This is a genomic window from bacterium, from assembly GCA_036504735.1.
Classification (GTDB): domain Bacteria; phylum Electryoneota; class RPQS01; order RPQS01; family RPQS01; genus DASXUQ01.
Genome location: DASXUQ010000017.1, coordinates 126,227 through 150,672, shown reverse-complemented (window position 1 = coordinate 150,672; position 24,446 = coordinate 126,227). Strand labels below are relative to the sequence as shown.

The window sequence follows — 24,446 nt, the reverse complement described above, 5'->3', positions numbered from 1 at the left end:
ATCGAGGTGACGGCGGGCCGATCTTAGATCGGCCCCTCCGACCGCGTCTTGCGACGCGTGGTTGACCTTCGGTCGCCGAGGCGGCAAGATCGCTTTCGTTTCAACTTTCACGTTTCGAATTTCCCATTTTCCCTTTATGCCCATGCATGATGCACCTGTAACAGTTGTGGAGAATCCGGGGCCGCTGGTATTGGCGGCGCGGTGGCGCACGATCTTTGTGGCCATGACGGGCGTGGGCGCGCTGGCGTTTGCGCTGGGTCTGGCTGTGGATCCCGCGCGGGCATGGAACAATTACCTGATCGACTATTTCATGTTTTTGTGCTTTGCCGTGGGTGGGCTGTTTTTTACGGCGTTGCACTATGCGGTTAATGCGTCCTGGGTGGTTGTGGCGCGGCGGGTGTCTTCGGGACTGGCGGCCTATCTGCCCGTGGCGCTGGTGCTGCTGCTGGGCGTTTTCATCGGCGCGGGACACATCTATCCGTGGGCGCAAGGCGCGGTGACGACGGATCCGGGCAAAGCGCACTGGCTGTCGGCGTCGTGGATGCTGCCGCGTGATCTGCTGGTGCTGGTGATCTGGATATTCTTTGCCTGGAAAATTATTTTTGATTTTTCCATCCGGCAGGACAGCACGGGCGAGGTGATGCTGACGCGGAAAGCCATCAACTGGTCTATCGTGTTTATGCCGGTGTTTGCCTTCAGTTTTACGTTGATCTCCTATGATCTGATCATGAGTATCGAGCCGCACTGGTTCTCGACGATGTTTGCGGTGTACACCTTTGCCGGGCTGTTCCAGAGCACCGTGGCGCTGATCATGATCATCTTTCTGTGGATGAAGCGGGATGACGGGCCGCTTGCGCGGGTGGCGACGGCATCCCATGTGAAGGATATCGGCACGCTGCTGTTTGCCTTTACGATTTTCATGACATACATCGGCTTCTCGCAGTATATGCTGATCTGGTACGCGAATCTGCCCGAAGAGACCTTCTATTTTATGAAGCGGCAGGACGGCGGCTGGGTGTGGATGTTTGCGATGCTGCCGATTTTCAAGTTCGCGATTCCGTTTTTCGGGCTGCTGTCGCAGTCGGCAAAGAAGAACGAGAAGTGGCTGATGACGGTGTGCGCGCTGGTGCTGGTGGGACAGTTCCTCGACATTTATTGGATGGTGGTACCCGCGCTGAACCGGATTATTGTGGGCATCAGTTGGATGGAGATCGGAACGTTCCTTGGCTTTGCCGGCCTGTTCGGGCTGTCGGTATCGCGCTTTTATTCGCGCTACCCGGTGCTGGCCTACCGTGACCCGTACATTCTGGAGAGCGTGAACTGGAGGTTCTGGGAATGAGCCGCCCGCCGACGAAGACCAGTCTCTTCTATTATGTGATCGTGCTGATTGCCGCGGCGGTGATTGCGGTGGTGGTCTTTCTGCGCAATTTCCATGCGGGGGAAGAGGCTGGCAGCCTGGCGCCGCCTCCGGCGGAAGGGACCACGGGAGCGGCAAAAACGGTGGACGAGCGGGCGCTGGCACAGAACACCAAGCTGGCCGGGCCGGGCAAGGCGCTGTTTGAGACCAACTGCGCAAGCTGTCACGGGCCGAATGGAAATGGTGACGGACCGCGTGCGGCCAGTCTCAGCCCCAAGCCGCGCAACTATCATTCGGAGAAGTTCAAGTTCGGCAACGACATCGTGTCCATTCACAACACGATTATGAAGGGCTCGCCGGGCACGTCGATGCCATCCTTTGCGCTGCTGCCCTTGGAAGACACGTGGGCGATTGCACATTATGTTTACACCCTGATTCCGAATCCGCCGCCGATCACGGATCAGCAATTGGCGCAGGTTCCGGGCGGGGCTACGGGAGGAGCAGCGACGCCTTCTGCTTCGTCAGCGGGCACAACTCCTCCACAGGCAGGCGCGCCGGGCACTCCGCCTCCGGCACAGAATAAGAATCAGACCAAAACTCCCGCCCCTGCGGACACGGTGAGGATTCCGATTGAGGTGGCGATGCGACAGATGACGGTGAACGCAGTCCCTGTTGCGGGAACGCAAGCCTCCGCCCCATCGGCCTCGGCGGGTGCGGCGATTTATGGGGCGCGGTGTGCGGGATGCCACGGAGACAATGGCGAAGGCAAGCGGGCACGGGTGATCAGTGTGGCTCCGTATCGTTATGAGGTGACGGGGGATTTGACGATTTCAACCGCTCCGTGGACACATGACAGAAACAAATTCGCGCAGCTTGTCGTTCAAGGATTGCCGGGCAGGATTATGCCCGGACAGGCCACATTGACGTCAGCCCAGATTGACGACCTATTTTCCTTCGTCCGCAGCTTGGTCAAGACTCGCTGAAATCGGTGGTTGCCTGTTGTTTTTTGGCGGGCTGCGAACCGATTTTTTTTCTTTAAAAATACGACTTACTTGGTCTAATTGTCTTATAGTTATCTGAATAGGTCACCTGTGAATGGGTCTTGTCAGGCAAAACTCATGAGAAAGTACCTTTTCCCACTTACGTCTCTGGCGATGCTGGCGGCCTGCGGCGCGGCACTGGCCGATGCGCCGATCACCAACTGGCTGCAGAATCCGGTGACGCCGTTGGCAGAGGCAGTGCGGGCGGACTTTTGGAACAACTTCTGGCTCACTCTGCCTTTTTTGCTAATTCCGCAGATAGTGCTGGTACTGGTGATCTTCAAGTTCCGGGCCTCGCTCGGGCATGCGGCGGCCACATGGCACGAGAATCCGAAACTGGAGTTCGTGTGGACCGCGATTCCGGTGTTGACCTTGATTCTGGTGGCGATCCCGGCTTACTCTGTGCTGGTGAAGATGGAAGTGCCGCCGAAAAGCGACCTCGTCGTGGAGGTGATCGGCCACCAGTTCTTCTGGGAATACCGTTATCCGCGCTATGGGGTGATCATCTCAAATGAGCCGCTGGTGGTTCCGGCGAATAAAGTGGTGACGATCAACGCGACCAGCGTAGACGTGATTCACGCGTGGTGGGTGCCCGCATTCGGCGTCAAGCAGGATGCCAATCCGGGGCGGATTTCCCACGCCTGGTTTAGTGCGCGGGAAGGCCGCTACAAGGGGCAGTGCGCCGAACTGTGCGGCACGCTGCACGGCGAGATGCTGATTGATGTGAACGTCCTTCCGCAAGCAGATTTCGACAACTGGATCAAAGCGCGGATGCCCGCCGATACGACCGGAGCGTCCGCAACCTCAACCTCGAGGGAACCATAGATGAGTGCCGTTGTATCCGAACCTTTGCCGGTTCCACGTTCTCGCCGGGGGCTCCTGGACTGGCTGGCCTCGACCGATCACAAGGACATCGGCATCATGTACCTGTGGTATGTGGTGCTGATGGTGATTGTGGCCGGCCTGTTTGCGGGGCTTTTGCGGCTGCAATTGTCCTCGGCGAACGCGAAGTTTCTGCATCCGGAGATGTACAATCAGATCATGTCGATGCACGGGACGCTGATGATCTTTTTTGTGATGATTCCGGCGATGACGGGCTTCGGCAATTACTTTGTGCCGCTGCTGATCGGCGCACGCGATATGGCGTTTCCGAGACTCAACGCGTTCAGTTTCTGGCTGCTGATTCCCGCGGGCGTGCTGGCTTTTGCCGCGTTTTTCGTGCAGGGGGGCGCGATGGCGGCGGGCTGGACGGCCTATCAGCCGCTATCCTCTCATCAGTTCAGCGGAACTCCGGGCGTGGATATGTGGATTCTGGCGGTACAGCTCGGCAGCTTAGCGTCCATTCTCGGCTCCATCAACTTCATTGTGACGATCCACAACATGCGGGCACCGGGCATGAAGATGATGCAGATGCCGCTGTTCGTGTGGACGTGGGAAGTCAACGCGGCGATGATTTTGATCGCCTCGCCGGTGCTGGCGGGCGTGCTGCTGATGTCGCTCTTAGACCGGCACTTCGGTACCGGATTTTTCCAACCGGCACTGGGCGGCGACCCGTTGCTGTATCAGCATCTGTTCTGGTTCTATTCCCATCCGGCGGTGTACATTATGATTCTGCCGGGATTCGGCGCCATCAGTCAGGTGGTGGCGGCATTTTCGGGCAAGAAGCTGTTCGGCTACAAGGGAATGGTCTTCGCCACGGTGGGCATCGGGTTCATTGGCTTCCTGGTGTGGGGCCATCATATGTTCGTGACCGGTATGGCCCCCGGGCTGAGGATGTTTTTCGCCTTTATGAGTATGTTGATTGCCGTGCCGACGGGAATCAAAGTCTTCTCGTGGCTGGCGACGATGTGGGGCGGTAAGCTCCGCTTCACCACGGCGATGCTGTTTGCGATGGGCTTCGTGTCGCTGTTTGTGATGGGCGGGATCAGCGGCATTTTCCTGGCCAACGTGCCGGTGGACGTGCAGATGGAAGACACCTATTTTGTGGTGGGGCATATTCACTATGTCCTTTTCGGCGGCTCGCTGATGGCACTGATCGCGGCGACCTTTTTCTGGTTTCCCAAGATGACCGGCAAAATGATGTCGGAAAAGCTCGGGAAGTGGACCTTCTGGCTGACCTACATCGGGATGAATGTCACGTTTCTGCCGATGCACTGGCTGGGGATTATGGGTATGCCGCGGCGTGTATACACCTACCGTCCCGAATTCGAGCCACTGAACAGGCTGGAGTCTTATGGCTATCTGCTGATTCTGGCGGCGGGGGTGCTGTTTGTGATTAATCTGATCCGCTCGCTGCGCAAGGGCGCTCGGGCGGGCAATGACCCGTGGGGCGCGGAAGCGGTGCAAGGAACCTTCGAATGGCGCACCTCCAGCCCGCCGCCCAAGGAAAATTTCGAAGAGTTGCCGGAAGTGGAAGGACAACGGATTGAAACGGCACGAGGCTGAAATGCTGAAAGGCAAACGCCAGAAGCCAAAGGTGGATGTTCAGATAGATAAACGCATCGTGCGGGAAGCGCACACCGTGGTGGCTGTGCATGGAAAGTTTACCGAAGGCACGAAGCAACTGGGAGAGTTTGCGCTGGTGTTTGTATGGTAAAGATACCCGGCAGATGAGAGCGGGATGAGTACGCGCGGGGTAAAGACACCCCACGCGGCGACGCAACAAGGGCCGGCTGCGAGCAGCCGACACCGCGGCAGAGTTCGAATATTCATGAACCTTATAGTGAGGCACGCACATGGAGCACAGTTTACCGTATGATCGGCACGTGGAAGCAGTTAGGGAGGCAGGGGTGACCAGGAGTGCGGCGCGGAAATTAGCGTCGTGGCTGCTGTTTCTGTGTATTCTTTCCTCCGTGCTGATTCTGTGGGGCGGAGTGGTCCGGCTATCGGGATCGGGACTGTCGATTCCGGATTGGCCGATTATCAACGGCAGTCTCTTGCCGCCCATGACGGAGAGCGGCTGGCAGGCCGTGTATCAGACCTATGCTCAGGAAGTGGCGCGGTCCAGCGGGCAGTACAACGTGCAAGATCTGGGACTGAGCACGTTCAAGACGATGTTTGCCATCGAGTATATGCATCGCCTGCTGGCGGCACTGGTGGTCATTGGCTTTCTGATTGTCTTAGTAAAGGCCATTCGGCAAAAGGGCGTTTGGCCCGGAGTGCGGGGACTCCTGGTTCCGGCGGCGGTGATTTTGTTTGTGCAGGCGGGGCTCGGCGGGATTGTGGTCAAGAGCGATTTGCAGGCGGCGATGGTGGCCGCGCACCTCGGAACGGCCTTTGTGTTCTTGGGAGTTTTGCTGTGGGCGACGCTGCGGTTGTCGATAGATCCGCTGACGGCGCCGGTGGAGCGCAAGCGGCTGCGGCGTCTTTCGTGGATCACCACGGGCACGGCGTATTTGCAGATTTTGTTCGGTGGATTGATGGCGGGGACGGGGGCGGGTTTGATTCTGAACACGTGGCCGAGCATGGGCGGGTTTTTGATTCCGCCGGGACATCTGCTGTGGGCGGACTGGTTTCAGCCGGGAATTTTGAACGTGGTGCAGAACCAGGTATTTATCCAGTTTGTGCATCGCTGGCTGGCGTGGGTCGTGGCGGCGCATGTGGTGGCGCTGATTATTCGCGGCGCGAAGGTGCCTTTGAGCGCGCGCGGGCGGATTGCTTTGCGCGGCGCGGCGACGATCCTGGCGTTGCAGATGCTGCTCGGCATTGGCACTCTGATGATGAAGGCGCCCTTCTGGATGTCACTGGCGCATCTGGCTACGGGACTAACTCTATTTGTAATACTACTGATGATCACACATGAAGCAGCATATTCTCCCTCAGCAACTGATTGAATCGAATCCCGGCATGGCCTTCTCGCTGCGGGCCCTGCTGACGAAACTGCTGGATCTGGCGCAGCTCACCAAGCCGGAAATCATGCTGCTGGTGGTGCTGACCGGGGCAACGGCGGTGGTGATGGAAGGAAGTCTGTTGCACGAACCGTTGAAGTTCGCGGCGATCATTTTGGGGCTGGAGCTTGCAGGCGGTTCGGCCAACGCTCTGAACCAGTACTTCGAACGGGAGATCGACGCCCGGATGAGCCGTACGCGGCGCAAGCGACCGCTGCCGCTGGGCAAGGTGACGCCGAATGAAGCGTTAGCCTTTGCGTTGACGATCGGCATTTCTTCCGTGGCGATCTTCGGGCTGATGTTCAACTGGCTCGCGGCGGGACTGGCGGCGGCGACCATTCTCTTCTACAGCCTCTATTACACACTCTGGCTGAAGCCGCGCACCCATTTGAATATCGTGATCGGCGGAGCGGCGGGAGCCATGGCGCCGATTATTGCATGGGCAGCGGCGACGGGAGAGGTGAGCGTGACGGCTTGGCTGCTGTTCGGAATCATCTTCTTGTGGACTCCACCACATTTCTGGTCGCTGGCACTGTGTTTGAAACGCGATTATGAGACGGTGCGGATGCCGATGCTGCCGGTGGTGAAGGGCGATGACGAAACCCGCAAACAAATTTTCATCTACACGCTGTGGCTGCTGGCCCTGAGCCTTGGGCTGATGTGGCTGGGCGCGGGAGGATTCTACCTTGTATCGGCACTGGGACTCGGCGGCACCTTTGCCTGGAAAGCCTTCCGCATCTGGCGGCAGGGCGAGGCGGCTGAGGCCTGGGGTCTGTTCAAGTATTCGATTGTCTACCTGATGTCGCTGTTTGTGGCGCTGATGGTGGACAAGGCTATAGGATAGGTTTTAGTGATGATCTTATGAACGATATCCATACTCTGAAAAGGCGGAACAGGAAGCTGGCCTTGCTGGTAATTGTGCCGTTTCTATTGGCGATGTTCGGCTTTGCCTTTGCGCAGGTGCCTTTGTTCCGCATGGTGTGCCAGAAGCTGGGGTTTGCCATCTCGCCGCTGTCCAACGTGAAGGAAAGCAGTAACGGGCGCGAGATTGAAGTCCTGTTTACGGGTGTGGTGGCGGGCAAGCTGCCGGTCTATTTCCGTCCGAAGTACGCCATTCAGACGGTGAAGGCCGGGCAGCGGTTCAACAACGAATATCACTTTGTCAATATGTCGGACGACAGCGTGTACTTCCGTCCCGTGCATTCGGTGCTGCCGGAGGACGCGGCCAAGAAGTTCACGATGATGAAATGCTTCTGCTTCGACGATCAGGCTCTCGGACCGCGCGAAGAAAAGGTCTTTCCGGTGATTTCGGTGATCTCCGCCGATTTGGATTCTTCGGTGCAACAGGTGACCATCAACTACACGCTGTTCGAAAAGAAACGCGAAGACATGCAGACAGGGCGGAAAGTTCCCAATGTGGCCGAGGCTACGAAGTGAAGGATGGCAATGAGGAAGCGCGATGCATAGTCAGACTCTAAACCTGCCCGACTCTCAGACGAGAAAGAAGAACCGCACGCTGGTGTGGATACTGGTGGCGATCATGCTGGGCATGGCCACTTGGGGCAGTCTGTACCTCAGACATTACGGATTCAATACATCACCTTCGACGGAAAGATACCACTGATGGCGATGTCTTCGGTTTCAGCCGATAAGGGCGATCAGGGGAGCGCCCATGTGACTCCGCCGAGTCTCTGGCCGTTCGCACTGGCAATCGCCTTAGGATTTCTGGCGCTTGGGCTGCTGATGGAATTGTGGGCCGGGTCCTGGGGCACGGGACTGCTCGTCTTCTCGGGACTGGCGACGGTGATCTGCCTGATGGGCTGGGCGAATCACATGATCGGCGAGATGGAGCATATTCCCAATGTAATGCAGGAGGATCGCGGCCTGCGCATGGGGGTGCTGCTCTTTCTGGCATCGGAATCGGCGATCTTTGGAGCGCTGTTTGCGCACCATTACTACGCGCGGTTTCACGCGGCGCAGTGGCCGCCCCAGGGCGCGCCCAAGTTGGCGACGCATCTGCCGGCGATAGCTACGCTGATCCTGATGTTCAGCTCCGCCACGATGCAGTGGGCACATACGGCCTTGTTGCGCGACAAGCGCCGCGCGGCGAGCTGGCTGGTGCTGCTCACCATTGTGCTGGGCGTCGTCTTCTTAGGCTTTCAGGGATATGATTGGGGCTTTTTGAAAGTCTACGACAAGTTTACCCAGACCAGCGGCACGTATGGAACATCCTTCTACTCGATGACCGGGTTCCACGGGCTGCATGTGACCGTGGGGCTGATTTTTCTCATGCTAGTATGGATCCGGCTGCGGCTGGGGCATTTTGATCCGAAGCGGCATTTCAGCTTCATCGCCGCGACGTGGTACTGGCATTTCGTCGATCTGATTTGGATCTTTCTCTTCTTTACGATCTATCTATTTTGAGTTGTCCAGGCGGGCAAGGCGGGAGACCGGTGGTTGAGCGATCAACCACCGGTTTTTTTGTGGATGTTGCGGGGAGGCACACCAGGGCCTTTGGACGATAGGATACAGCACCTTTCCTGCATGATTGCCGGCAGTGGTACGCCAGCCTCATATTATCAGCATGTTATGTTGAAATGAAGAATCCGGACAGGAACATCCCGATTATTGACTTTCGAGGAATTTGGTAGTAAAATTGCAGATGGTAGTTGGCGGAAGGCAGTAGACGGTGAATGTGCGGCAAGACCGCAGTATCCGAAAAGACATCGGGCCTGAATACCATCACGGGAGGCGAACATGAAAAGCACTACTAAGCTATGCACTGCGGCAGGGCTCTGGATCGGCGCATTGGTCGTGTGTTTGTGGGCGACAACCGCACTGGCCCAGCCGGCCTTTGTGGACGTGGCTCCGGAACTGGGGTTGAATCAGACCGGGTCGTGCGGAGGAGTATTCTGGTATGATTATGACGGCGATGGAGACTTGGACCTCCTGCGAACCCATCGTTTTTTTGAACCCAGCATGTTATTTCGTAACGACGGCGATCATTTTACCGGACTGACGGATATTGGTCTGCCTTCAGACGCGGATGCCGGAACTTGCGTGCCGATGGACTTCGATCACGACGGCGACTACGATGTGTATATTGACTGCTACAGTTCGCACATCCGTCTGCTGGTCAATGAAAACGGCACTTATGTGAATCGCACAGAAGAACTGGGGATCACACCCCGTTACGGCGGAACCCGTCCCACCTGGCTGGATATCAACCATGATGGATGGATGGATCTGATGCTGGAGTTCAGTGATTCCTGGGCTTTGTATCTGAATAACGGGAATAATCACTTTACGGATGTCACAGCAAGGTCGCAGTTGCCGAATCTTGATTGGGGCGCATTCTTCATCGAGAGCGACATCAACCTGGACCACAATATTGACCTGTATACCACGACGATTGGTGGGGCCAATCACCTGTACATAAACGTGGGCGACGGAGTCTTTCGGGATTCAACCGCAGCCGCCGGGTTGGCCGGGATACCTTCGGACTTCGGCTGCGCTTGGGTAGACTTTGACGATGACAAGTATCCTGATCTCTTGACTCCCGGCACCAATTATCACAGCATCTGGCACAACAACCACGACGGAACCTTTACCGAAATGACGGTGCACGGCACGACGACCGGCAGTTGGGGAGGCTTCCCGTACGGAGCACGGTATGCCGTGGCGGACTATGACATGGACGGAGACATGGACTTCTATGCCGCGCGTCCGGGCGGCTGTGGAGATGGTCAGGCGGCAAATCAATTTTTCCGGATGGACAGCCTGAATGGTATGGATATTTACTTCACGGATATTGCGCCGGAACTCGGGATGGATTTTGCCGCAGATGGCTTTCCTCTGTGGGCGGATTACGATAGGGACGGGGACCTTGATCTCTATCTCGCTCAGCAGGACCTGCCTGACCGGTTGTTCCGCAACGACCTGATCCATCATTCCAATCGGCTGGAAGTGAATGTTCTTGGCCCAAACGGGGAGAAGGACCGCTGGCACACGCGTGTCGAAGTCTATCCGCACAGCGGGTCTACCCTTTTGAAGGTGTCTGAACTCAATTACTCCAACGTGGCTCGGGACGGGTTCAACAACTATTTCGTGCTGAATGAGGATGGGCACTACGATTTGCGGATTTACTTCGCAAGCGGCGCCGTAATGACTCCCGAAGAGTATCCGCAGCTCTCCGATGTGGTACCCTCTCAGATCAACCACCTGCTGACCGTGTACCAAGGGCAACTCAGTGCCGAGCCAGCGGCCAAACCCGCGCAGAACTTTATGCTGGACGCAGCGTATCCGAATCCCTTCAACGCATCGACAAACATCCGGTACAGTCTGCCGGCGGCAGGCTACGTGCGGCTTGCAGTCTATGATGTGCTGGGGCGGCATATTGCGGATTTGGTAAACTCCAGCGTCAGCGCCGGAGAGCACCGCGCGATGTGGAATCCGGTCAACGTGGCCAGCGGGGTGTATGTGGTGAGGCTGCAGGCGGCAGACCAGATCGCCCAACAGAAGGTGCTGTTGCTGAAATAGGTTTTGGCGGTTGAAACAGCAGGATGACAGAAGAGCGGACCCCGAAAGGTCCGCTCTTCTTATGACAACGCAGCGCCGGTGATATTACTTCAGAAGCACCATCTTCTTCTGGTCTGTGAAGCCGTTAACCTCGAGACGATAGACATAGACGCCGCTGGGCAGGCTGGCGCCGGCGAAAGCCACCGAATGATGCCCCGCCGCCATGGCAGCGTTGACCAGATCGGCCACGTGGCGGCCCAGCAAATCGTACACGGTGAGCATCACCGTGCCGTTTTCCTTCAGATCGAAGTTGATCTGGGTCGACGGGTTGAAGGGATTGGGGTAGTTCGGATAGAGGGCATAGCTGGTGACCTCTGTGGCGCTTCCGCCGGGAGTGGCATTCACACTCGCCAGTGTGGTGCTTGCCCCGGACATATCCACGACGCTTAAGGTGTAGCGATAGGTGACACCGGCAATGGCATGTTCATCGAGGTAACGGTAAGTGCTTCCTGTCGGCGTGTTGCTGGCGTTGACCCGGCCGAGCAGAATAGCCTGATCGTGGCCGACGACATTCCGCGAGACCTCGAAGTAGTTCAGGTTGCTTTCCGATGCGGTATTCCAGTTCAGGGCCACCGAGTTGCCCTCTACCTCCGCAGTCAGACGCCCGAACTCCACGGGCAGGATCTGGTCAAGGGTGACACAGACACAGCCGTCACCGGTTATGGTCCGCGTAAAGACGCTGTCGGCGAAGACCCAATCGGGCGAGAGCACAAACTGGGTGGCAGGGGTGCAACTGGTATCGATGCCGCCGCCTTCATCGTTGACCGTATCACAGGGCGTGCCGTTGAACAGACAGCCAAGACGGATCGTAACCACCGGACGCTGTCCACTTCTCACACCGATCAGGCGAATGACCGACGGGGCCGAGGTATCAGATTGCAGGTGGATGCAGTATCCCCGTCCAACTTCATCGTTCTCGAACTGAGCCGTGTCGGCGCCGGACAGAATTTGGCCACGAATCTCTCCGGCGGGGAACACGGAAGAATGCACATTGACATAGAGATTACCCGCGCGGAGGTCCGTTTTGCTGGACTCGGGAATAGCCCATGCACCGATGGCAGTGTTGCCCTGAACAAATGGAACCAAGCTGAAGACGATTGCCCCGGGCACACCCGGAGGGGCATGGTGAATGTGTGTCGCCGTGAACGTACCCGTAAGCCCGCTCCAAGCCAAATTGAAATGGAGGCTGTCGCCCGTGTCATCCAGAAAGAATGTTGCGTTGCCCGCGGCCGGTGAGGCGTTGGGCGGTGTTTCCTGCGAGCCGGTTAGATGGGCGGTGAAGAACCGCGAGGCCAGTGCCGGGAGCGAAAGTGCGCACGTCAAAATGGCGAGCAAAAGCAGGTTCCTGATACGCATCGTAACATCCTCTCTTCTTAATACATGAATCACATTCTATCAGAACCATAGCCTGCCGCGCGCGGCTGCGCGTCGGGAAGATACTCTTCTTATTCGCTGGGCAGAGAAGCGCGGTTCCGAGATTCCGGGTGTGCCCGGGAGTTACAAGGCACGGATAGAGCGCGAGAGGATAATGCGCAGAAACAGCCGGGCAGACTAAAGGCAAAGGCCTCGCAAGATTGCGAGGCCTGTTCATGCGTTCGACTGCCGAAGTCAACTTAGGGGCAGCAGGAGTGATGCACGGGAGTCATGGTAAAGCCGGCGATGCCGCGCCAGAGGAGAATGAGAGCGGTGAGGGCCATGACGATTTCCGCGGCGATGCTTCCGAACCTGCTCCAGCGCGGCGGAATCAGGCGTAGCAGAGTGCCCACGCCTATCAGAGCCGGAGAGGTACCCAGTCCGAAAGCCTGCATGAGGGTCATTCCGGCCAGCGGCGCTCCGGCGGCGGCACTGCGCGCGACCATGGCATAGAGCAGACCGCACGGCAAGAGCGCCGCCGCGATCCCCAGATACAGAGGGGCGCGGCGGCCCGTTTTCAACGAACTTTTGGCAATCCCCGCCGAGAGCCGGGTAAGATGGCGAGAGCTGACCTGGAAATGGTTCAGCGCCAGAATGATCAGCATCAGCGCACCGCCAGCCAGAGAGGCAATCGCTGTAGCCTTCCCAAGCAGGTTCGTACCAATAAGCACCGCACCGGCGAAGCCTGCCAGCAAGCCAAGCACGGAATAACTGACAATTTTGCCGGAAACAAAAAGCAGCGGCGCGATTATGGAAGAACGCGAGAGGCCTGCACGGCAGCCGAGAGAGGCCAGCGGCCCGCACATGCCGATGCAATGCAAAGAACTCAGCAACCCCGTGGCAAAGGCAGCGGCCAGATCAGGAGCAAGCGCAGCGTCCACTTAGTTCTCCGCAAACAGATTGAGCCGCATGTCCGATTGCTGAGAGCCGCGCGCCAGGTGCGCCACCACCTGCCATCCACCGTGGGCAAGCGGGTGCGGAAGCACAACGAAGTAACGGCCTGTGCCCATGAAGCGCAAGGGGAGCGGCTGGATGTCCAGCGATTTGTCACTGGGACGGTAGAAGCTGGCTGTGCCTGCAAGAGAATCGCAGGGCAGACCGTCACGCCCGGTGACGTTCAGTTCCACCAGCGGACTCTCCGACTCCGTTGCGGGAAGGCAGCGTGCGTGCACGGCCCAGCCGGTGGCATCCGTGGCGGCTTTGCGTTCGGCGATCTGCCGTAAATTGAAGCCGTCCGCATAGTAATGCTCACTGACCATCTGCGGCTGATGGCGGAAGGCCGTAGTGACGAAAGCGACATCCACGGCGATGAAGGCGGTAAAGGACATCAGCAGGCCGGTCGGCCAAAAGCGAATACGAAAAGAGCGTGGAGTCATAAGTCTATTTTGCCGTCGAGTGAATGGGGCCAAGAAATACGGCGGGCTGCGTGCTTAACAAGTTGTCCCCCTGCGTCAGGCGGAAGGTGAGGGGAGTTTCCGATGAACGGATTTGCGCCGCCGGAAGCATTACAAAGGCTTCGGCGTTGATGCGCTCTCCCCCACCCACTTCAAAGGGCTGGCCGGGAACAAGCAGGTCCACCCCCGCAGGGCCGATGACAGAGACCGTGACGGTTTCCGAATGGGCTTCGGTGTTGGTGATGTAAAGGTTAAAGGTGTTGCGCACCTTGCCGTCATTTTGCGCAAGGTAGGGCAATCCCGGCGCGCGCGCTACCGTCAGCGCCACTGCTTCGCGACTGGAAAGGCGGGTGATGAAGCCCACGAGCAGTACCGCCATCACCACCGCGTAGAGCAGTACCCGGGCACGGATGACGCGGCGGGGCTTGCGGGCAATTCCCGCGAGGGAATCATAACGTACCAGACCGCGCGGTTTGCCGATGCGGTCCATCACGGTATCGCAGGCATCAATGCAGGCGGTGCAACTGATGCATTCCAACTGCAGGCCGTCGCGAATGTCAATTCCCGTGGGGCAGACCTGCACACAACGCTTGCAGTCGATGCAATCGCCGCGACTGGCCAGATCGGTGGGGCGCAGCATGCCGCGCGGCTCGCCGCGCTGGGGATCATACCCGACAATCAGCGAGTGGTCATCCAGCATGACCGATTGGAAGCGGGCATAGGGACAGAGGAAGGTGCAGAACTGCTCGCGAAACCAGGCGAAGTTGGCGTAGGATGCCGCGGCAATAATCAGCGCCGTGATAAGCGCCGCAGAATGTCCCGCCACGGATCCCAGCACCATGCCGAAACTGGCCTGCGGCCCAACAAAATAGGCGGTGAAACTGAGCGAGAGAAACAGCGAGAACGCACCGAACAGCGTGTGCTTGGCAAGCTTCTTTGCCCAGTAGGTATCATCATGCGGGCCATTATCCAGTTTGCGGCGCTGTAGCGGCGTGCCTTCGATCCAGCGTTCGATGCGGCGGAATACGCCGTCAAGGTAAACCGTTTGCGGACAGGTCCAACCGCACCACAGCCGCCCCAGCAGCGCGGAAAAAAAGAACATTCCCAGTGCGGCCAGAAGCAGAAAGAGCGCGAGCAGATACAGGTCGGTGGGGACAAACGTCATACCGATAATGCTGTAGCGGCGAGCAGGGATGTCAAACCGTAGAAAGGGCTGACCGGCAATCGAAAGCCACGGCGCCGCAACATAGAACAGCACGAGCACGCTGTAGAGAATGGTACGCGCGCGGGTGAAGCGGCCATGAGCGACGTCGGAATAGACCCATTTGCGGCGGCCATGTTCACCGATGGTCACCGACAGGTCCGGTGGATGCAGTGCATGAGAGTCCATCAGTTCTTCTTTGCAGTCGTATCGGCGGCTACGGCAAGTTTCGTTCCTTCGGATGCGCGAATGGCGGCCAGATCATACTCGATGCCCTCGGCCTTCTTGCCGGGAACCGGCGGCGGCTTGAGATAGAGCGTGCCCACATAGGCGGCGAGGCACTTGATCTTGCGGTCACCGAGCACCGGTCCCCACGTCGGCATGCCTTTGGCCGCCACACCATTGGTAATGACCATGCGAATGCTGTCGGCATAGGGCGTATGAATCCAATAGGCATCGGTGAGGTTCGGACAGAGACCACCTTCACCGTAGGCACCGTGGCAGTTGATGCAGAAGGTCTTGAAATATTTCTGTCCAGCCGCGACCGGGTCTTTATCCAGCGCACCGGAGGCTTCGAGCGCAAGTTGCCGCTGTTCCTGCACGCGCGCGGCGAGGGCTACGGACCTCTGCAACTCGCCGCGCGGCAGAATATCGAGCACATGCACAACGGGAATGTAGACCAGCGAAAAGAGAATGAGGAGAAAGAACAGGCCCACCCACCATTTGGGCAGCGAGTTGTCCTCTTCGCGGATGCCATCGTAATCATGATCCGGCAGCACGCGGTCGTCCTGCGCGTGATCGGCGGGTGTGTGTTTATCCTTGCTCATGGGAAATCCTCTGCGAGTCGGAATCAGCGTTCTGGGGTTGCAGTCCGTCATCCAGCGGCAGACTGCGTTCATAGTCGAAGCGGTGGCGTCCGCCGCGCAGCGTCCACGCCAGTACGACTGCGAAAAAGAGCAGGAAGATCAGCAGGCCGACGCGCGGCCAGACCGATCCAAGGTGGCTGAAGACATCGTGAATCATGGGCGCTCCGCGACGAAATGCGGCGGCGGCACCTTGCCCAGCCGTTGCAGGTACGCAATCAGCGCCACCAGCTCCTTGTCTTCCATGCCGGTGTAGCCTTCGGCAGCAAGTCTCGCGCCGATCTGTGCGGCCTGATTGTGCAGGTCCGGCAAGGCGTTCTTCACGTCGTCATCCGTATAGGGTACGCCGAGGCGGCGCATGACATTCAGCTTGTCGACGGTGCTTTCCGTGTTCAGCTTGTTCTTGAAGAACCACGGGTAGGCCGGCATAATGGAACCGGGCGTTGTGGCGCGGGGATTCTGGAAGTGCAGGTAGTGCCAGTTGTCGGGATATTTGCCGCCGACGCGCGCAAGGTCCGGTCCGATGCGGCGCGAACCCCACAGGAAGGGATGGTCGAATTCCGACTCTCCCGGCTTGGAATAGTCACCGTAGCGCAGCACTTCGTCGCGCATGGGACGAATCTGTTGCGAATGGCAATTATTGCAGCCGTCGCGGATATAGATGTCGCGGCCTTCCAGTTCCAGCGGGGTATACGGCACCGCAGCGGACGCATACAAGGGCACATAGCTCTTGGGCATGAGCATGGGCGCGATTTCCACCACACCGCCGATGGTCGCGACAATCAGCGCAAACATGGTAAAGGCAAGGGGCTGTCCGGTCAGCAAATGATGCCAGCTCGTGCGCGGACCCAGTTGCGGCGCGGCCTGCACGGCCAGCGACGGCGCCTGCGCGCGCTCATCCGAGAGGTCTGTGGCTCCGGCGCAGGTCTTGCGCAGGTTGTAGAGCATCACAAAGAAGCCGGAAAGATAAAGCAGACCGCCCAGCAACCGCAGATGATAAAAGGGCAGAATTTTCTGCGTGGTCTCGATAAAGTTGGGATAGAGCAGCATGCCATCGGCGTCGAAACCGCGCCACATAAGCCCCTGCATAATACCCGCCGTCCAGATGGGAATAATGTAGAGCAGGATGCCGATGGTGGCGATCCAGAAATGAGTGTTGGCCATTTTCTGCGAGAACAGCGGCCGGCGCCAGAGGCGGGGAATCATGTAATAGAAGACGCCGAAGACCATGAAGCCCACCCAGCCGAGCGTGCCGGCATGCACATGAGCGATGGTGTAGTCGGTGTAGTGGGTCAGGGAGTTCACCGACTTGATGGCCATCATCGGACCTTCGAAGGTCGACATGCCGTAAAAGGTGACCGCCACGGCCATGAACTTCAAAATCGGATCTTCGCGCACCTTATCCCATGCGCCGCGCAGAGTCAGAAGACCGTTCAGCATGCCGCCCCAGGAAGGAATCCAGAGCACAAGGCTGAAGACCATGCCCAGCGTCTGCGCCCAGTCGGGCAGCGACGTGTAATGCAGGTGGTGCGGGCCGGCCCAGATGTAAACAAATACCAGCGCCCAGAAGTGCACGACGGACAAACGGTAGCTGTACACCGGACGCCCCGCCGCTTTGGGCAGGAAGTAATACATCATACCGATGAACGGCGTGGTAAGCACGAATCCCACCGCATTGTGGCCATACCACCACTGTGTAACCGCATCCTGCACTCCCGCGTACAACGAATAACTTTTGATCCAGTTGACCGGAATTTCCAAATTATTGACGATGTGCAGCAGGGCAATGGTGACAATGGTGGCGATGTAGAACCAGAGTGCGACGTACAGATGCCGTTCCCGCCGCCTCGCTATGGTCATAAAGAAATTGATGCCGAAAATGACCCACACGCCGGCAATCAGGATATCAATCGGCCACTCGAGTTCGGCGTATTCCTTGGAACTGGTGAGTCCCAACGAGAGCGATACCGCCGCGAGCACGATGATGACCTGCCATCCCCAGAAATGGATGCGGGAAAGAAGATCTGACGCCATGCGCGTCTTCAGGAGCCGCTGCGTCGAATAGTACACCGCGGCGAAGATCGCATTCATGGCGAACGCGAAGATGATCGCATTGGTGTGAATCGGGCGCATGCGGCCAAAGGTGAGCCACGGAATGCCGCCGTTCAGTTGATAGAAAGCCAGTTCGGCGGCGACAATGATGCCCGCTGCCATGCCCACCACGCCCCACACGAGGGCGGCAAGGGTGAACTTGCGGGTGATGGCGTCATCATAAGCAAAGGTTTCGAGAGAGGGGGAGCCTTGTGATGTCATTCCCGAGCCTCCCCATCCGAAAGGGGACAGATGTTTGTCATAGCGCGATGATCACTGAATTATTTTTTTGTAGATTTTTGCGGTGGAGGAGTATCGTCGAACAGGATACGGCGGGCCGGCGATTCGAGGTCGTCGAATTGGTCGTGGCGGGCTGCCCAGAGGTAAAAGAGAACAAAGACGAGGGCGAGTCCGAGGGCGAGAGGCAGAAGCAGGTAGATGATATTCATGGGTCAGGCCCGGCTCGCAATTAAGAGGACGGTCAGCGAGGAAATCGGCATCAGGATCGCGGCAACCAGCGGGCCGACATGGCCGGTGATCGCCAGCGCAGCGCCGAAAAGATTGTAGGCGACGGCAATCGCCAGATTGAGGCGGATGACGCTCATGGCGCGGCGTGAGAGGCTCAAGGCGTCGGCAATGGCCGCCGGTCCACGGTGTGCGGAGATAAACACATCAGCCGCATCGCGCGCGACTTCGGCAGAGCCCGCAGCGGAAATGCCCACCGTGGCGCGGCTGAGGGCGGCGGCGTCATTGACCCCATCCCCCACCATCGCCACGCGGTGCCCCTGTCGCAGCAGGTTCTCCACATGCTCCAGCTTCTGTTCCGGTGAAACGTGCCCGGCACACTGGCTAATATGCAACTCCGCGGCGACATGTGCCACCGATTGCGGTTGATCTCCGGAGAGAATTTCCAGCTCAAGGTTCAGAGAACGGGCACGTTCGACGGCAGCGCGGGCGTCGCTGTGGATGCGGTCTCCCAAACCGAGCACGGCAACAACTTCGCTTCCCCGGGCGACCCAGACCACGCTTAAGGCACGGGCAGCACATTCGGCGGCAAAGGCGGACAGCGCGGCGGGAATTGCCGGCACATGACGGCGCACAAAGGTTTCGGAGCCGACGGCGTAACGGACGCCATCCACATCCCCCTCTACCCCCGCGCCGGGATGCACATGGCAGGCCTCCACGCGGCTGTCGGAGGTTTCGATTTCCTGAAAGGCCGTGGCGATAGCATGGCCCGAGAGCTTTTCCAGCGCAGCGACCGCTTTCAGAATCCCGGCTTCCGTGCTGCCGCCGGCAAAACGCGCGTCAACAACGGAAAGTCTGCCTTCGGTCAGTGTCCCGGTCTTGTCAAGAATCACATGATCGACCGAAGCGAGACGCTCCACGCCGTCATGGCCTTTAATGAAGATTCCCCGACGCGCCGCGCGGCCCATAGCTACGGCCAGCGCGACAGGCGTCGCCAACCCGAGCGCGCAGGGGCAGGCCACCACCAGCATCGCGGCGGTGTTCCAAAGAATTTTGGATGGGTCTTTGAACGCCCATACCAGCGCCGTCAAGCCCGCGAGGATGAGCACGCCCGCAACGAAATAGCCGGCGATACGATCCATCAGGGAGAGGATCGGTGCGCGGCGCTGTGCGGCATCCTGCATCATGGCGGCCAGCCGTGAAAGCCGCGTGGTCTCGCCTACGGCAGTTGCGCAGATATCCAGCGGCGACTGCTCAACCACTGAACCGGCATACACCAGCTCACCCTGAACATGTTTTACCGGCGCGGCTTCTCCCGTCAGGTGAGACTCCCGCGTCCAGCCGCTTGCGCTCTGCACCGTGCCGTCCACCGGCACGATTTCGCCGGGAAGAATGCGGAGCGATGCACCGGGGCCGACCTCGGCCAGCAGCGTGTCTTGCAGTCCATTTTCTGTCAGCACGTGCACCGTGCGTGGCGTCAACGCCAGCAACCGCTCCCCGGCATCGGAGGCCCAGCGGCCTGCGCGCTGCAAAAGCAACCGCCCTGCCAGCAGCAGGAAGATGAGCATGCAGACGCTGTCATAATAAACTTCACCGCGATTTTGAAATGTTGCCACAGCACTGACCAGAAACGCGGAAACAATGCCGAGACTGATGGGCAGGTCCATGTGCAGCATTCGCCGCCGCAGTCCGCTCCACGCCCCGCGATAGTAGGGGAAGGCTGAATAGAGCACGGCAGGGAGCGCCAGGCCGAAACTTACCCAGCGGAAGAGCGCGGAGATTCCGGCGTCCATACCCGTGTAGTCGCCGCCGTACTGGGAAATGGCCAGCAGCATGATGTTCATCGCCGAGGCTCCGGCAATACCCATGCGGGCCAGCAGACGGCGCGTTTCTTTTTTGCGCGCGGAGGAGAGATCATCCTCGGCAATGGCGTGCGGCGTATAGCCTATGCGGTCCAGCGCCGTGGCCAGACGGCTGAGTTTGACCGTCAGCGGGTCGAAGATCACTTCAAGCGTGGCCTTGCCCTGATCCAGCCGTGCAAAACGCGCGCCTTCGCGTTCCAGCAGAATTTTCTCCACCAGCCAACTGCAGGCGATGCAATGCACGCCTTCAAGATAAAATTCCACGCGGACACCGCCCTTGTCGCGCGGCGAGGCGAAGCGGGCGAGGAAGTGCGGATCGTCCAGATAGTCAAAGGATTTGCCGCTGATGTGTGCGGCGCGGGGAGAGTCTTCGCCATAAGCGTCACGCAGCCGGTAATACTCGGTCAGGTCGCACTCATGCAAAATTTGCCACACGGCTTCGCAGCCCGTGCAGCAAAACTGCTCGTCACGGCTGACAGACCGCCGAGCGGCGGGCACGGGCAAGCCGCAGTGCGCGCAGGAAACGCGCACCGCGGTGAAGCCGTCGGACACTGATGAAGCGATAACAGACATGGAAAGGAACGACGTGAGCGAAGATAAAACCGGAGATCCCGACGCGGAGGCGCGCGGTGAGAAAAGTGCTTAGGGCCGCATGATTGCCGGCGCGAATTCTTCTTCAACAAACTGTTCGAACGGCGTGGGCGTCGTGCTCTCGGGAGAGCGCGGCTTCGAAGGCACAATCAGTCCATCATTGGCCGCGCGGCTGAGTTCGATGAACAGTTCAGCGATCTGCCGGGGCAGTCCCATCGAGACCATGCCATTCACCGCGTCGTCATAAGGAAACTGCACGTAACGCAGTTCCGGCTTGCCAATGGCGTCGCCGATGATCCGCGTCGCTTCGGTCCAGGTAATCTCGCGCGGACCCAGCAGGTCCTGTACGGTCTTGCCGGAGAAGTCGAGGGCCAGCAGACGCTTGGCGGCGTACATGCCGACGTCGCGCGCGGCAATCATGGCAATCGGCAGGTCCGCCTTGACCGCCCCGCCGTTGATGCCCATCTGCTTGATGAGACCGATATTGGCCAGAGTATTTTCCATGAAGAACGTCGGCCGCAAAAAGAGCACGTTCACGCCGGACAGTTTACTCAGGCGCTGCTCGAAATCGTGCAGGCCCTTGACCGGGCCGGTGTGCTCCGCGTGTTCCGCGCCGATGCTGGACAGGACCACCACATACTTCACCCCCGTGCGCTCGATGGCCGTGGCGATCACATTGGCGGCTTCATTCTGGTAGGCGCGAAATCCGCCCGGCGCGGCGTAGTTTGGCGGAATCATCGCATACACCGCCGTCGCGCCGGTGAAGGCGCGAGTCATGGCCTCATCGTCATCTACCGACCCGACAAATGCCTCCGCCCCTTTGGCGGACAGTGCTTTGAGATGATCAGCATTGCGGGCAATGGCTCGCACCTTCTGCCCATGAGAAAGCAACTCCTCCACAATGACGCGTCCGGTATTGCCGGTGGCCCCAATAATGGCATACATAAGAACTCCAGTATGATTTTGGATTACGCTTTTAGACCGAACGGATTCACCGGCTTGCCGCTGGCTCCGATCAACACGGTCTTGGTTTCCAGATAGGCTTCCATGGTTTCCAGAGACAGTTCTCTGCCGAAACCGGATTGCTTGTAGCCGCCGAAAGGCAGACCGGGCAACGCCGTGGCAAAGGTGTTTACCGCCACGATTCCCGACCGGATGGCGCGAACGAATTTCTGGGCGCGGTTCAGGTTTTGCGTCCACACCGCGGCAGCGAGGCCGTAGATAACGCCGTTGGCCATACCGATGACTTCCTCGTCATTTGTCCATTTGGAAATGACGGCGATAGGGCCGAAGATCTCCTCCTGCACGCAGCGGCTGCTCTCCGGCAAATTGTCGATGACGGTCGGCGCATAAAAGTTGCCACGAGCCAGCGGGCCTTCGGTAAGGCGGTGTCCGCCGGTCAGAATCCTGCCGCCGTCGCGCCTGGCCGCTTCCACAAAGGAATCCATCAAGGCCATGCGTTCGGGAGACACCAGCGCGCCGATGTGCGTGGCCTTGTCCATCGGATCGCCGACCTTCAGCGCCTGCGCCGCGGACACGAAGCGGTCCACGAACTTGTCGTAGATGGATTCGTGGACGTAAATGCGGCTGCGGGCTTCGCAGGATTGCCCCGCCGAATAGAAGATGGAAAAGAGCGAGCCGTAGAGCGCATCTTCGAACACGGCGTCTTCACACACGATGGCGGGAGATTTGCCGCCCAGTTCCAGCGTGAGCCGTTTCATGGTGGCCGCGGCCTCGCGCATGATCGCCCGGCCCGTCACGGTGCCGCCGGTGAAGGTGATCTTGTCCACATCCGGGTGGGATACCAGCGCCGCGCCGGCTTCCGCGCCGAGACCGTGCACCACATTTACCACGCCCTCGGGGATTCCCGCTTCAAGCAGAATCTCCGCCAGCAGATTGGCCGTGATGGGTGTGAGTTCGGAAGGCTTGAGCACCACCGTGCAACCGGCAGCGAGGGCGGGGGCAAGCTTCCACACTTCGAGCATCAGCGGGTAGTTCCACGGCGTGATGGCGCCAACCACGCCGACCGGCTCTTTGACCGTATAGCCGAAGAACGCGCCGTGCAGGGGAGGAACCGAGCCGCTGACCTTGGTCACCGCGCCGGCAAAGAACTCCAGATCCTCCACCGCCTGCTTGATTTCGCCCATCACATGGGCTACGACTTTGCCGTTGTTGCGGCTTTCGATCTCGGCCAGTTCGGCGGCGCGCTCATCGAGGAGCTGCGCGGCGCGAAACAGCAGTTTGGTGCGCTGGCCGGGCGCCATGCGTCCCCACTTGCCATCGAGCGCATTGCGCGCGACCTTCACCGCGGCATCCACATCCGCCGCATCCGAGGCCGGACACGTGCCGAGGGATTCTCCCGTGGCGGGGTTGGTAATGGGAAGCGTTCGCCCTGATTTGGCCGGAACGCGCTTGCCGCCGATCAGATTGGAATAGACGGTATCGGTAGCTTTTTTTTCTTGAATCGGTGTTAAGGTGGTCATAAAATCTCGAATAGGTTTAGGGAATATGAATCGCTTAATCGGCCGGGAAATCGGTCTGAGGAGCCGCGCCGCTCTCCCATTCCCGCCGGAGCAGGGAAAAGATGACGCGGTCGCGCCACTGACCGTCCACCATCACGGCCTCCCGCAGCACGCCTTCGCGCACAAAGCCGTTGTGATGCAGCGTCTTCATCGCGCCGGTGTTGAAGGCCACGGTCAGCGCTTCAAGGCGGTGCGCGTCCTGTTCGGCAAACAGAAAATCGCGCAGCAGCCGCAGCGCTTCGGTGCCGAGGCCCTTGCCGCGCAGTTCGGGCGGACCAATCAAACCACCGATTTGATAGATGCCGGGGCTGTCCGGTCCGGTGCGGTCCACCATCATCCACGAGCATTCGCCGATAGCGCGGCCCGTCTCGAGCAATTCCATGATGAAAGATCCGGCGAGACCGAAGTCCACGTCGTTGTCCAGCCAGAAGCCGTATTGATCGCGGAACGTGTCGAGGCTTTCGGCGGAGAAAGCGATGCCGTCATAGAGCGACATCAGTTTGGGATCGCGGTACCATTCATAAAGGACGGGAATATCCTCGCGTCTCGCCGGACGCAGGCGCAACCGTTTGCCTTCGATGCGATCACCACTCATCGTCGCCTCCTTCGAAGGCAACCAGCACGTCGCCGTCTTCCACTTTCAGCGGGTAGAGCTTCAGAAATGCCGCGCCGGGTATAGGTTTGATGGCCTTGCCTGACGTCAGTTCATAGCAATAGTGGTGCGCAAGGCATTCCACCGTGCCGTTTTCGAGCACCGCCTTGCTCATCAGTTCGAAGGCGTGCGGGCAGCGGCCTTCGGTGCACCAGAGTTTCTCCTTGTCGCGGAAGATTGCCAGCTCACTATTATCGAGCTGCACGGTGATTCCCCGGCCATCGGGGACATCCTCGACACGGCAGACTTTGCGGAACGGCACATCGCTCATGTGTGGCCGTTATGCCCGTTGGTGTTCAAAACGGTCTGGTGCGGGTCCTGGTGCAGTTTGGAATTGAGTTCGGCCACCAGCCTGTCCGCGTCGCGGATCGCATGCCACGAGGCCGCCTTGTAAAGCGGAGCATTCATCGCCACGGCGGTGGACGGCACGAGGTGCAAACCCCAGTCGTCGAACACTTCGATCAGCGCCGGATTGACGGCGAGGATTTCGGCGACGGTGGTTTCGCGGGTGATCTTCTTCTTGGACATGT

The 24,446-nt window shown here is 59.0% G+C and carries 24 protein-coding genes; 10 read left to right on the top strand and 14 right to left on the bottom strand.

Annotated elements, in window-relative coordinates:
• Positions 1-136: 136 nt before the first annotated feature.
• The 10 genes from VGL38_13320 to VGL38_13275 all read left to right on the top strand — a co-directional run bounded on the left by VGL38_13320 (position 137) and on the right by VGL38_13275 (position 10,823).
• A complete protein-coding gene (locus tag VGL38_13320; protein ID HEY3296402.1) occupies positions 137-1,339 on the top strand; it encodes a hypothetical protein in 1,203 nt (400 codons plus the stop codon).
• Positions 1,336-2,340: a c-type cytochrome gene (locus VGL38_13315; protein ID HEY3296401.1), complete on the top strand. Its 1,005-nt coding sequence runs from the start codon at positions 1,336-1,338 to the stop codon at positions 2,338-2,340. The genes VGL38_13320 and VGL38_13315 overlap by 4 nt, the downstream gene beginning before the upstream one ends.
• A 135-nt stretch (positions 2,341-2,475) precedes the next feature.
• Entirely contained in the window at positions 2,476-3,222 is a 747-nt protein-coding gene (gene coxB, locus VGL38_13310; protein HEY3296400.1) for a cytochrome c oxidase subunit II, read from the top strand.
• On the top strand, positions 3,223-4,842 hold the full coding sequence (gene ctaD, locus VGL38_13305) for a cytochrome c oxidase subunit I (protein HEY3296399.1): 1,620 nt from the start codon (positions 3,223-3,225) through the stop codon (positions 4,840-4,842).
• A gap of 1 nt (position 4,843) precedes the next feature.
• On the top strand, positions 4,844-4,993 hold the full coding sequence (locus VGL38_13300; GenBank protein HEY3296398.1) for a hypothetical protein: 150 nt from the start codon (positions 4,844-4,846) through the stop codon (positions 4,991-4,993).
• A gap of 193 nt (positions 4,994-5,186) precedes the next feature.
• Positions 5,187-6,230, top strand: a complete 1,044-nt coding sequence (locus VGL38_13295; GenBank protein HEY3296397.1) for a COX15/CtaA family protein — start codon at positions 5,187-5,189, stop codon at positions 6,228-6,230.
• Entirely contained in the window at positions 6,196-7,128 is a 933-nt protein-coding gene (locus tag VGL38_13290; protein HEY3296396.1) for a heme o synthase, read from the top strand. The genes VGL38_13295 and VGL38_13290 overlap by 35 nt, the downstream gene beginning before the upstream one ends.
• Positions 7,129-7,190: 62 nt before the next feature.
• Complete coding sequence (locus VGL38_13285; protein HEY3296395.1) at positions 7,191-7,721, top strand: cytochrome c oxidase assembly protein; 531 nt, start codon at positions 7,191-7,193, stop codon at positions 7,719-7,721.
• 186 nt (positions 7,722-7,907) lie between these two features.
• Positions 7,908-8,708, top strand: coding sequence for a cytochrome c oxidase subunit 3 (locus VGL38_13280; protein HEY3296394.1), 801 nt, complete (start codon positions 7,908-7,910; stop codon positions 8,706-8,708).
• Positions 8,709-9,041: 333 nt separating this feature from the next.
• Entirely contained in the window at positions 9,042-10,823 is a 1,782-nt protein-coding gene (locus tag VGL38_13275; protein HEY3296393.1) for a T9SS type A sorting domain-containing protein, read from the top strand.
• An 84-nt stretch (positions 10,824-10,907) separates the two neighbouring features.
• Here the strand turns inward: VGL38_13275 and VGL38_13270 are convergent, their stop codons facing one another.
• The 14 genes from VGL38_13270 to VGL38_13205 form a co-directional block, all read right to left on the bottom strand.
• Positions 10,908-12,218 (bottom strand): CHRD domain-containing protein, encoded by a 1,311-nt coding sequence (locus VGL38_13270; protein ID HEY3296392.1) that lies wholly within the window; start codon positions 12,216-12,218, stop codon positions 10,908-10,910.
• A 257-nt stretch (positions 12,219-12,475) separates the two neighbouring features.
• The gene (locus VGL38_13265; GenBank protein HEY3296391.1) at positions 12,476-13,156 is read right to left on the bottom strand and encodes a sulfite exporter TauE/SafE family protein; all 681 of its coding nucleotides are present in this window, start codon (positions 13,154-13,156) and stop codon (positions 12,476-12,478) included.
• Entirely contained in the window at positions 13,157-13,651 is a 495-nt protein-coding gene (locus VGL38_13260) for a FixH family protein (GenBank protein ID HEY3296390.1), read from the bottom strand.
• A 4-nt stretch (positions 13,652-13,655) separates the two neighbouring features.
• Entirely contained in the window at positions 13,656-15,059 is a 1,404-nt protein-coding gene (ccoG, locus tag VGL38_13255) for a cytochrome c oxidase accessory protein CcoG (protein HEY3296389.1), read from the bottom strand.
• The gene (locus VGL38_13250; GenBank protein ID HEY3296388.1) at positions 15,059-15,697 is read right to left on the bottom strand and encodes a cbb3-type cytochrome c oxidase N-terminal domain-containing protein; all 639 of its coding nucleotides are present in this window, start codon (positions 15,695-15,697) and stop codon (positions 15,059-15,061) included. The genes ccoG and VGL38_13250 overlap by 1 nt, the downstream gene beginning before the upstream one ends.
• Positions 15,684-15,893, bottom strand: coding sequence for a hypothetical protein (locus tag VGL38_13245; protein ID HEY3296387.1), 210 nt, complete (start codon positions 15,891-15,893; stop codon positions 15,684-15,686). Before VGL38_13245 ends, VGL38_13250 begins: the two co-directional genes overlap by 14 nt.
• Positions 15,890-18,046 (bottom strand): cytochrome-c oxidase, cbb3-type subunit I, encoded by a 2,157-nt coding sequence (ccoN, locus tag VGL38_13240; protein ID HEY3296386.1) that lies wholly within the window; start codon positions 18,044-18,046, stop codon positions 15,890-15,892. The genes VGL38_13245 and ccoN overlap by 4 nt, the downstream gene beginning before the upstream one ends.
• 59 nt (positions 18,047-18,105) lie before the next feature.
• Entirely contained in the window at positions 18,106-18,273 is a 168-nt protein-coding gene (gene ccoS, locus VGL38_13235) for a cbb3-type cytochrome oxidase assembly protein CcoS (GenBank protein HEY3296385.1), read from the bottom strand.
• Positions 18,274-18,276: 3 nt separating this feature from the next.
• Positions 18,277-20,724: a heavy metal translocating P-type ATPase gene (locus VGL38_13230; GenBank protein ID HEY3296384.1), complete on the bottom strand. Its 2,448-nt coding sequence runs from the start codon at positions 20,722-20,724 to the stop codon at positions 18,277-18,279.
• 69 nt (positions 20,725-20,793) lie between these two features.
• Positions 20,794-21,687, bottom strand: a complete 894-nt coding sequence (locus VGL38_13225; GenBank protein ID HEY3296383.1) for an NAD(P)H-binding protein — start codon at positions 21,685-21,687, stop codon at positions 20,794-20,796.
• Between the two features lie 23 nt (positions 21,688-21,710).
• Positions 21,711-23,225 (bottom strand): aldehyde dehydrogenase family protein, encoded by a 1,515-nt coding sequence (locus VGL38_13220; GenBank protein ID HEY3296382.1) that lies wholly within the window; start codon positions 23,223-23,225, stop codon positions 21,711-21,713.
• Positions 23,226-23,259: 34 nt separating this feature from the next.
• A complete protein-coding gene (locus VGL38_13215) occupies positions 23,260-23,859 on the bottom strand; it encodes a GNAT family protein (GenBank protein HEY3296381.1) in 600 nt (199 codons plus the stop codon).
• Positions 23,849-24,187, bottom strand: coding sequence for a Rieske 2Fe-2S domain-containing protein (locus tag VGL38_13210; GenBank protein ID HEY3296380.1), 339 nt, complete (start codon positions 24,185-24,187; stop codon positions 23,849-23,851). Before VGL38_13210 ends, VGL38_13215 begins: the two co-directional genes overlap by 11 nt.
• Positions 24,184-24,444, bottom strand: coding sequence for a hypothetical protein (locus tag VGL38_13205; protein ID HEY3296379.1), 261 nt, complete (start codon positions 24,442-24,444; stop codon positions 24,184-24,186). The genes VGL38_13210 and VGL38_13205 overlap by 4 nt, the downstream gene beginning before the upstream one ends.
• Positions 24,445-24,446: the final 2 nt, after the last annotated feature.

What these genes read in the sequence shown, in the direction of transcription:
- VGL38_13320 (HEY3296402.1), top strand. Translation starts at nt 137, where the DNA reads ATGCCCATGCATGATGCACCTGTAACAGTTGTGGAGAATCCGGGGCCG.
- VGL38_13315 (HEY3296401.1), top strand. Translation starts at nt 1,336, where the DNA reads ATGAGCCGCCCGCCGACGAAGACCAGTCTCTTCTATTATGTGATCGTG.
- coxB (HEY3296400.1), top strand. Translation starts at nt 2,476, where the DNA reads ATGAGAAAGTACCTTTTCCCACTTACGTCTCTGGCGATGCTGGCGGCC.
- ctaD (HEY3296399.1), top strand. Translation starts at nt 3,223, where the DNA reads ATGAGTGCCGTTGTATCCGAACCTTTGCCGGTTCCACGTTCTCGCCGG.
- VGL38_13300 (HEY3296398.1), top strand. Translation starts at nt 4,844, where the DNA reads ATGCTGAAAGGCAAACGCCAGAAGCCAAAGGTGGATGTTCAGATAGAT.
- VGL38_13290 (HEY3296396.1), top strand. Translation starts at nt 6,196, where the DNA reads ATGAAGCAGCATATTCTCCCTCAGCAACTGATTGAATCGAATCCCGGC.
- VGL38_13280 (HEY3296394.1), top strand. Translation starts at nt 7,908, where the DNA reads ATGGCGATGTCTTCGGTTTCAGCCGATAAGGGCGATCAGGGGAGCGCC.
- VGL38_13275 (HEY3296393.1), top strand. Translation starts at nt 9,042, where the DNA reads ATGAAAAGCACTACTAAGCTATGCACTGCGGCAGGGCTCTGGATCGGC.
- VGL38_13270 (HEY3296392.1), bottom strand. Translation starts at nt 12,218, where the DNA reads ATGCGTATCAGGAACCTGCTTTTGCTCGCCATTTTGACGTGCGCACTT.
- VGL38_13260 (HEY3296390.1), bottom strand. Translation starts at nt 13,651, where the DNA reads ATGACTCCACGCTCTTTTCGTATTCGCTTTTGGCCGACCGGCCTGCTG.
- ccoG (HEY3296389.1), bottom strand. Translation starts at nt 15,059, where the DNA reads ATGGACTCTCATGCACTGCATCCACCGGACCTGTCGGTGACCATCGGT.
- VGL38_13250 (HEY3296388.1), bottom strand. Translation starts at nt 15,697, where the DNA reads ATGAGCAAGGATAAACACACACCCGCCGATCACGCGCAGGACGACCGC.
- VGL38_13245 (HEY3296387.1), bottom strand. Translation starts at nt 15,893, where the DNA reads ATGATTCACGATGTCTTCAGCCACCTTGGATCGGTCTGGCCGCGCGTC.
- ccoN (HEY3296386.1), bottom strand. Translation starts at nt 18,046, where the DNA reads ATGACATCACAAGGCTCCCCCTCTCTCGAAACCTTTGCTTATGATGAC.
- ccoS (HEY3296385.1), bottom strand. Translation starts at nt 18,273, where the DNA reads ATGAATATCATCTACCTGCTTCTGCCTCTCGCCCTCGGACTCGCCCTC.
- VGL38_13230 (HEY3296384.1), bottom strand. Translation starts at nt 20,724, where the DNA reads ATGTCTGTTATCGCTTCATCAGTGTCCGACGGCTTCACCGCGGTGCGC.
- VGL38_13225 (HEY3296383.1), bottom strand. Translation starts at nt 21,687, where the DNA reads ATGTATGCCATTATTGGGGCCACCGGCAATACCGGACGCGTCATTGTG.
- VGL38_13220 (HEY3296382.1), bottom strand. Translation starts at nt 23,225, where the DNA reads ATGACCACCTTAACACCGATTCAAGAAAAAAAAGCTACCGATACCGTC.
- VGL38_13215 (HEY3296381.1), bottom strand. Translation starts at nt 23,859, where the DNA reads ATGAGTGGTGATCGCATCGAAGGCAAACGGTTGCGCCTGCGTCCGGCG.
- VGL38_13210 (HEY3296380.1), bottom strand. Translation starts at nt 24,187, where the DNA reads ATGAGCGATGTGCCGTTCCGCAAAGTCTGCCGTGTCGAGGATGTCCCC.
- VGL38_13205 (HEY3296379.1), bottom strand. Translation starts at nt 24,444, where the DNA reads ATGTCCAAGAAGAAGATCACCCGCGAAACCACCGTCGCCGAAATCCTC.